The sequence below is a fragment of the Parafrigoribacterium humi genome (genome assembly GCF_040227205.1).
GTDB lineage: Bacteria > Actinomycetota > Actinomycetes > Actinomycetales > Microbacteriaceae > Parafrigoribacterium_A > Parafrigoribacterium_A humi.
The window spans coordinates 246,883-253,676 of sequence record NZ_JBELOA010000001.1 but is presented as its reverse complement, the minus strand read 5'-3'; the positions used below and the strand labels follow the sequence as shown (position 1 = coordinate 253,676).

At 66.8% G+C, this 6,794-nt stretch carries 8 protein-coding genes; 5 read left to right on the top strand and 3 right to left on the bottom strand.

What is annotated here, in order from left to right; all coding sequences use genetic code 11:
- Positions 1-106: 106 nt before the first annotated feature.
- Positions 107-571 carry a hemerythrin domain-containing protein gene (locus tag ABUA28_RS01165; RefSeq protein WP_349901981.1) on the bottom strand — a complete coding sequence of 155 codons (465 nt, stop codon included), beginning with the start codon at positions 569-571 and terminating at the stop codon, positions 107-109.
- Between the two features lie 166 nt (positions 572-737).
- Between ABUA28_RS01165 and ABUA28_RS01160 the strand changes: the two genes are divergently transcribed.
- Complete coding sequence (locus tag ABUA28_RS01160; RefSeq protein WP_349901979.1) at positions 738-1,160, top strand: VOC family protein; 423 nt, start codon at positions 738-740, stop codon at positions 1,158-1,160.
- A 54-nt stretch (positions 1,161-1,214) separates the two neighbouring features.
- Here the strand turns inward: ABUA28_RS01160 and ABUA28_RS01155 are convergent, their stop codons facing one another.
- Positions 1,215-1,373, bottom strand: a complete 159-nt coding sequence (locus ABUA28_RS01155; RefSeq protein ID WP_349901977.1) for a hypothetical protein — start codon at positions 1,371-1,373, stop codon at positions 1,215-1,217.
- 60 nt (positions 1,374-1,433) lie between these two features.
- On the opposite strand from ABUA28_RS01155, the gene ABUA28_RS01150 reads away from it, so the two are divergent.
- Together ABUA28_RS01150 and ABUA28_RS01145 are read left to right on the top strand one after the other, a co-directional pair.
- Positions 1,434-3,188, top strand: a complete 1,755-nt coding sequence (locus tag ABUA28_RS01150) for an MFS transporter (protein ID WP_349901975.1) — start codon at positions 1,434-1,436, stop codon at positions 3,186-3,188.
- A gap of 32 nt (positions 3,189-3,220) precedes the next feature.
- A complete protein-coding gene (locus tag ABUA28_RS01145; RefSeq protein WP_349901974.1) occupies positions 3,221-3,646 on the top strand; it encodes a MarR family winged helix-turn-helix transcriptional regulator in 426 nt (141 codons plus the stop codon).
- A 4-nt stretch (positions 3,647-3,650) separates the two neighbouring features.
- Here the strand turns inward: ABUA28_RS01145 and ABUA28_RS01140 are convergent, their stop codons facing one another.
- Positions 3,651-4,904, bottom strand: coding sequence for an FAD-binding protein (locus ABUA28_RS01140; protein WP_349901972.1), 1,254 nt, complete (start codon positions 4,902-4,904; stop codon positions 3,651-3,653).
- A gap of 64 nt (positions 4,905-4,968) precedes the next feature.
- Here ABUA28_RS01140 and ABUA28_RS01135 point away from each other — a divergent pair, with 64 nt between their 5' ends.
- Positions 4,969-5,760, top strand: coding sequence for an alpha/beta fold hydrolase (locus tag ABUA28_RS01135; RefSeq protein ID WP_349901970.1), 792 nt, complete (start codon positions 4,969-4,971; stop codon positions 5,758-5,760).
- A gap of 23 nt (positions 5,761-5,783) precedes the next feature.
- A complete protein-coding gene (locus tag ABUA28_RS01130; RefSeq protein WP_349901969.1) occupies positions 5,784-6,782 on the top strand; it encodes an aldo/keto reductase in 999 nt (332 codons plus the stop codon).
- The last annotated feature ends 12 nt before the right edge of the window (positions 6,783-6,794 follow it).

Sequence of the window (6,794 nt, the reverse complement as noted above, 5' to 3'; positions counted from 1 at the left end):
GTGGGGGGGGTGGGGGGGGGGGGGGGCCTGCGCTAACCCTACACCCCGACGGGGGGGGGGGGGGGGCCGGGGGGCCCCCCCCGCGACAGAGTGAGCCAGGCCTGACTCAGGCCTTCTCGCAGGTCCAGCCCTCTGGCATCGTGCCGGCCGCGAGGAACGCGGTCAGCTCCTCGCTCGCGTCCGCCGTCAAAATCTTGTCGGCCTGCGGGTAGATGATCGGCTCTTCCTTCGAGTTGTGCTGGTCGAGCAGGTCGAGGAGCGTGCGGCAGGAGGCCAGCAGCGCATCGGCATCCGCGTCTGAATCGAGCAGGGTGCTGAGAGCATCCATCGCATTCCACAGCTCTCCGTGCTGGCGCACCATCACGAACAGCGGCACCATCATGCCGCCCGCGCGCAGCGGCGGAAACAGGAACTCCTCTTCCAGGTAGATGTGGCGGCGCAGGCCACTGATCGACCGCAGGAGCGGTTCGGTCTCGCCCCGACCATCCGGCAGTGCGTCGATGAATGCTTCTATTCCGCCGTCGATCTCACGGTGTTCACGCTCGAGGGCAGCGCCCAGCGTCTCGCTCATGTTCTCTTCTTTTCTTGGGAGCAGCGGCAAGGGCCACCGACTCCATTCTGCCCGCACCGCGGCGATGCGTCAGCGGTGCGCGATTATGGCGCGGTGACCCCTCGCGCTCGCGGGCCGCGAGATCGACAATTAAAGGTTCACGCACAACCAACGAGGAGGTTAGATCATGAACACCCAGCTCAATCCTTACCTGAGTTTTCGCGACAACGCCCGTGCCGCAATGGACTTCTACCATTCGGTCTTCGGCGGTGAACTGACGCGCAGCACTTTCGGCGAGTTCGGAGCCAGCGAGGACCCATCCGAGAACGACAAGATCATGCACTCCGCATTGACCACCCCGGGCGGACTGTCGCTCATGGCGTCCGATACGCCGAACAGGATGGATCTGGCGTCGGGCAGCAATTACTCGATTTCTCTCAGCGGCGATGACGAAGATGAGCTCCACGGTTATTGGGACAAGCTTTCAGATGGCGGCACCGTCACCCAGCCGCTCGAGAAGGCTCCCTGGGGCGACAGTTTCGGGATGTGCGTCGACAAGTTCGGCGTGAATTGGCTGGTTAACATCTCGGCTCCTACGTCGGCGACCTGAACCGGCACGGTACCGATCGCGCTGACTCTACCCCGCCCGTACGGCGACGATGGGTCAGTGCGGTGGAAGCGACGCCGCGACGGCGACCGAGTACACGACGAAGGAGAGGATTGGAGCGGCGGCCGCGAGGACTATCGCAACGACTCCGTAGGCTCGCCCACGCTTCATAGCGGCGGCGACGACGCCCAGTGTCTTCGGGCGAGCTGTCTGCAACGCGCGAGGGCATCAGGTTTTATACTTGCTTGACAACAAGCAACTACTTTCAGGAGTCCCGTGACCCGCGCCTCACGCATCACACGCCCGAATCGTTCAGGGCTATTCGACCGCGATCATCCTCGCTACCGCTGGATCGCGCTCAGCAACACCACTCTCGGCACGCTCATGGCCACGATCAATTCCTCGATCGTGATCATCGCCCTGCCCGCGATCTTCACCGGCATCAAGCTCAATCCACTCGAGCCGGCGAACGTCAGCTACCTGCTCTGGATCCTCATGGGCTACATGCTCATCACGGCCGTGCTCGTGGTGAGCTTCGGCCGCCTCGGCGACATCTACGGGCGCGTCAAGATCTACAACCTCGGCTTCGTCGTCTTCACCGCCGGCTCCATCGCGCTCGCCTTCGATCCGTTCACGGGCTCGACCGGCGCCATGTGGCTCATCCTCTGGCGGCTCGTACAGGGCGTCGGCGGCGCGATGCTGTTCGCCAACTCCACCGCGATCCTCACGGATGCCTTCCCGGCCAACCGCCGCGGCCTCGCCCTCGGAACCAACCAGGTCGCTGCCATCGCCGGCAGTTTCATCGGGCTCATCGTCGGTGGCCTGCTCGCCGTCGTCGACTGGCGCGCGGTGTTCTTCGTGAGCGTCCCGATCGGGATCATCGGCACCATCTGGTCGTACAAGTCGCTTCACGAGGTCGGCACCAGGAACCCCGGCAAGATCGACTGGCCGGGCAACGTCGTCTTCGCCGTCGGACTCACCGCGCTGCTCGCCGGCATCACCTACGCCATCCAGCCCTACGGCGGCCTCTCGACCGGGTTCACCAACCCGTGGGTGCTCGCGGGCCTCCTCGGCGGCATCGTGCTCCTGGTCTGGTTCGTCTTCATCGAGCTGCACAGCGAGGCCCCGATGTTCAAGATGCAGCTGTTCCGCATCCGGGCCTTCGCCCTCGCGAACCTGGCGGGGCTCCTCGCCTCGATCGGGCGCGGCGGCATGCAGTTCATGCTCATCATCTGGCTGCAGGGAATCTGGCTACCGCTGCACGGTTACTCCTACGAGAGCACACCCCTGTGGGCGGGCATCTACCTGCTGCCGATCACGATCGGGTTCCTCGTGGCCGGGCCGGTCTCCGGTGCGCTCTCCGACCGCTTCGGCGCGAAGGCGTTCGCGACGGTCGGGCTGCTCCTCGTCACGGTGTCGTTCGTCGGTCTGCTGCTCATCCCCGTGAATTTCGACTACGGGGAGTTCGCCGCGCTCACCGGACTGAGCGGGATCGGCTCCGGCCTGTTCAGCGCGCCGAACCGCACCGCGATCATGAACAGCGTTCCCGCGAACCAGCGCGGGTCGGCATCCGGGATGGCCGGAACCCTGCTCAACGCGGGAAGTTCGCTCTCCATCGGCATCTTCTTCTCGCTCATGATCGCCGGGCTCGCGCAGAACTTACCCTCCGCGCTGCACGCGGGGCTCACGGCGAACGGTGTGCCGTCGAGTGTCGCGGCGACCGTGGCGCAGACCCCGCCGGTCGGCAGCCTCTTTGCGGCCTTCCTCGGCTACAACCCCATCCAGAGCCTGCTCGCCCCCACCGGCGCACTACACAGCCTCTCGCACGCGAGCATCGCGACGCTCACCGGCAAGCAGTTCTTTCCAGAGCTCATCTCCGGTCCGTTTCACGACGGACTGATCGTGGTGTTCGTCGCGGCGGCGATCATGTCGCTCATCGCCGCGCTGGCGTCCGTGCTGCGCGGTGCGAAGTACATGCACGAAGACCTTCCCGCCGAGGCCCGCGTGCCGCAAAAAGTCGTGCGGGCCTGATGGCCGTGCCGGTTCACGGGCAGGATGGAGGTATGCAGACCGACGTCGACGCAGAGCTCGCCACCCGCCTCACCCTCGCGCTCGGTCGTCTCAACCGACGACTGGTCGCGGGCGGCCAGGGGCTCAGCCATGGGGTGCTCTCCGCGCTCTCCAGCATCGTCAGGTTCGGTCCGCTGCGCCTGAGCGACCTCGCCCAGCGGGAGCGGATAGGTGCGCCGGCCACGAGCAGGATCGTGGCACGCCTCGAGGCAGACAAGCTGGTCTCGCGCGACGACGACCCGGATGACGGGCGTGCCGTGGTGATCGCCGCAACGCAAGCGGGGCGCGAGCTCGTGCACCGCTCGAGGACCGCGCGCACCGAGGTCATCGCCGAACTGCTCCAGTCGCTCGACGCCGGGCAGCTCGACACTCTTCGTCTCGCGCTGCCCTCGCTCGAGGCGATGGTCGACGCCCCGTAGGCACTTACCCTGCGAAGATCGTGCGCCGCAGGTAGTCGTTGCGGAACTTGCCACTCGGGTCGAGCCGATCGGCCAGGCCTCGGAACTCTGCAAGCTTCGGGTAGAGCGCGTCGAAGCGACGGGCATCCGTCTCGAACACCTTGCCCCAGTGCGGTCTGGCGTCGAAGGGGGCGAGCGCCGCGTCGATCGACGGCAGCAGACCGAGCACGGCATCCTCCCGCTTCCAGGTGAAGTGGATGGCGACGGTGTCGTGGCCGTAGGCCGGGCTCAACCACAGCTCGTCCGCCTTCATCGTGCGGATCTCGCTGATGTAGAGGTGCGGGGCGATCTGCGGGCCGAGCGCGCGGACGGCCTCGATCGCGGCGACCGCGTGTTTGCGGTCGAAGAGATACTCGGTCTGGATCTCCTCGCCCTTGCTCGGCGTGAAGTCGAGCCGGAAGTGCGACAGGCGGTTCCACCAGGGGCCCGCGACGCCGCTCTGCTCTGTCGTGCTCTCCGCAGAGACGTCGGGCAGCGGATGCAGCTGCCTGGCCGCGATCGTCGCCCCCAGGAAGCTCGGTTCGCCCGCGATCGTCGTTCCGGCATCCACTCGGGACTTCAACCACATCTGGTTGATGCCGAGATCGCTCCAGTTGGTGAACAGGCTCACGCTGTACGCGGCCGACGTGATCTCGTCGAAGTGCTCGCCGAGAGTCGACCAAGCCAGGTTCTCGTAGACGTCCTGGCGCACCAGGAAGGTCGGTTCGATATCCAGCGTCACGCGCGTGACGATGCCGAGGGCTCCGAGCGAGACGACCGCGCCGTCGAAGTCGGCATCGCCGCGGCGCACCGTCACGAGCGAGCCGTCCGCGGTCACGAGTTCGAGCCCGGCGACGGCCGTGGGGAGGTTGCCGTTGCGATCGCCAGAGCCGTGCGTGCCGGTCGCCACGGCACCGGCCACGGAGATGTGGGGGAGCGAGGCGAGGTTGTGCACCGCGAAGCCCTCGTCATGCAGCCGCTCGGCGAAGGCTCCATAGCGCGCGCCCGCGTTCACGGTGACCGTGCTCGCCTCGCGGTCGATGGTCAGCTCCATCGGCATCGCCTCGAGGCTGAGCTGCTCGCCAGCGGAGTCGGCAACATCGTTGAACGAGTGCCGTGAGCCGAGCGCCTTGATCTTGTCGGCCGCGGCGACGAGCTCCTGCACCTCCTCGGTGGAGGTCGGGCGGTGCAGCGCACTCGCCCGGTAGAAGTAGTTGCCTGCCCAGTTCGCCGAAGTCATGGCACCAGTCTAGGAAACCGCGGACCTCCGCCGTGACCGCGGAGGCTGCTGCGATAATCGCGGCATGGGGTGGATCAGGGATGCGCTGCAACGGCTCAGGCCGCATCGGGCCCCCGTGCTCAACATCGCGTCGGATGTCGGCGAAGGCCCTGCGGTCATCCTCGTGCACGGCATCGCCTCGTCCTCCGAGACCTTCAAGAATCTCCTGCCGCTGCTCACCGACCACCACCGCTGCATCTCGATCGACCTGCTCGGCTTCGGCGAGTCGCCCGCGGGCACCGACTACACGGTCGAGGAGCATGTCGAGGCGATCAGAGAGACCATTCGATCGCTGCGCCTGCGCGCACCGTTCACGCTCGTCGGGCACTCCCTCGGCAGCCTCCTCTCCAGCCGGTACGCCGCACGCTATCCGCAGCAGGTGAGTCACCTGGTGATGGTGAGCCCACCGATCTATCCGAGCCTGTCCGAGCTGGGAAACCGGTTCGAGCGGGCGCAGCTGAGCGCCTACCTCCGTGCGTACGAGTTCCTCCGCGCGAACAAGGTGTTCACCATCGCGAACGCCGCGCGCATCGGCAGGCTGCTGAAGATCACCAACGTCTTCGAGATCTCCGAACGCAACTGGGATGCCTTCGTGAAGTCGTTGCAGAACTGCATCGAGTCGCAGACGACGGTCGCCGATCTCGAGGCCGTGCAGGTGCCCGTCGATGTCGTCTACGGGTCGCTCGACCAGTTCATCGCGGCAGGTACTATCCGGGTGATCGAGAAGCTGCGCAACGTCACGGTGCATCGGGTCGAGGTGAACGACCACCTGGTGCGCCCGCGGCTGGCGAGGGCCGTGGCCGCCGCGATCGACTGAGCTGTTCGACCTAGACTCGGATAATGCACACGAGAACTTTGGGCCGCACCGGCCGCGTAGTTTCCACCATCGGTCTGGGCACCTGGCAGCTCGGCGCGGACTGGGGCGAGGTGAGCGCGGATGACGCCCACGCCGTACTCGACACCGCCGTCGTCTCAGGTGTGACCTTCTTCGACACCGCGGATGTCTATGGCGACGGACGCAGCGAGAGCTTCATCGGGGACTACCTCGCCGACCACCCCGGCCATGGCATCACCGTCGCGACCAAGATGGGGCGCCGCGAGGCGCAGGACCCGGCCAACTTCACCCTTGCGAAGTTCCGCGAGTGGACCGACCGCTCGCGTCGCAACCTGCGGGTCGACACCCTCGACCTCGTGCAGCTGCACTGCCCGCCGACGTCGGTGTTCTCCTCCGATGCCGTCTTCGACGCGCTCGACACCCTCGTCGAAGACGGGGCGATCGCCGCGTACGGCGTGAGCGTCGAGACCGTGAACGAGGCGCTCGCGGCAATGGCCAGGCCCGGCGTCGCGACCGTGCAGATCATCCTCAATGCCTTCCGGCTCAAGCCGCTCGACCAGGTGCTTCCGGTTGCGGTCGAGACCGGCGTCGGCATCATCGCGCGGGTGCCGCTCGCTTCTGGCCTGCTCAGCGGCAGGTACACGAAGGAGACGACCTTCGCCGCGAACGACCACCGCACCTTCAACCGGCACGGGGAGGCGTTCGATGCGGGCGAGACCTTCTCCGGTGTCGACTTCGAGACGGGCGTGCTGGCGGCGCAGGAGTTCGCGAGGCTCGTCGAGGCCGAGCCGAGCGCCTCCGGCCTGACCACCGCGCAGGCGGCACTCGCCTGGGTGGCGCAGCTCGATGGCGTGAGCTCGGTCATCCCGGGCGCGCGCAATGTCGAGCAGGCCGCATCCAACGCCGCTGCGGGGTCTGCGGCACAGCTCAGCCCCGCGTTCTCCACCGGCATCGCCGCGATCTACGACCGGTACTTCCGCGCGGCCGTGCACGAGCGCTGGTAGCGGCGCGCTCGT

What these genes read in the sequence shown, in the direction of transcription:
- ABUA28_RS01165 (WP_349901981.1), bottom strand. Translation starts at nt 571, where the DNA reads ATGAGCGAGACGCTGGGCGCTGCCCTCGAGCGTGAACACCGTGAGATC.
- ABUA28_RS01160 (WP_349901979.1), top strand. Translation starts at nt 738, where the DNA reads ATGAACACCCAGCTCAATCCTTACCTGAGTTTTCGCGACAACGCCCGT.
- ABUA28_RS01145 (WP_349901974.1), top strand. Translation starts at nt 3,221, where the DNA reads ATGCAGACCGACGTCGACGCAGAGCTCGCCACCCGCCTCACCCTCGCG.
- ABUA28_RS01140 (WP_349901972.1), bottom strand. Translation starts at nt 4,904, where the DNA reads ATGACTTCGGCGAACTGGGCAGGCAACTACTTCTACCGGGCGAGTGCG.
- ABUA28_RS01135 (WP_349901970.1), top strand. Translation starts at nt 4,969, where the DNA reads ATGGGGTGGATCAGGGATGCGCTGCAACGGCTCAGGCCGCATCGGGCC.
- ABUA28_RS01130 (WP_349901969.1), top strand. Translation starts at nt 5,784, where the DNA reads ATGCACACGAGAACTTTGGGCCGCACCGGCCGCGTAGTTTCCACCATC.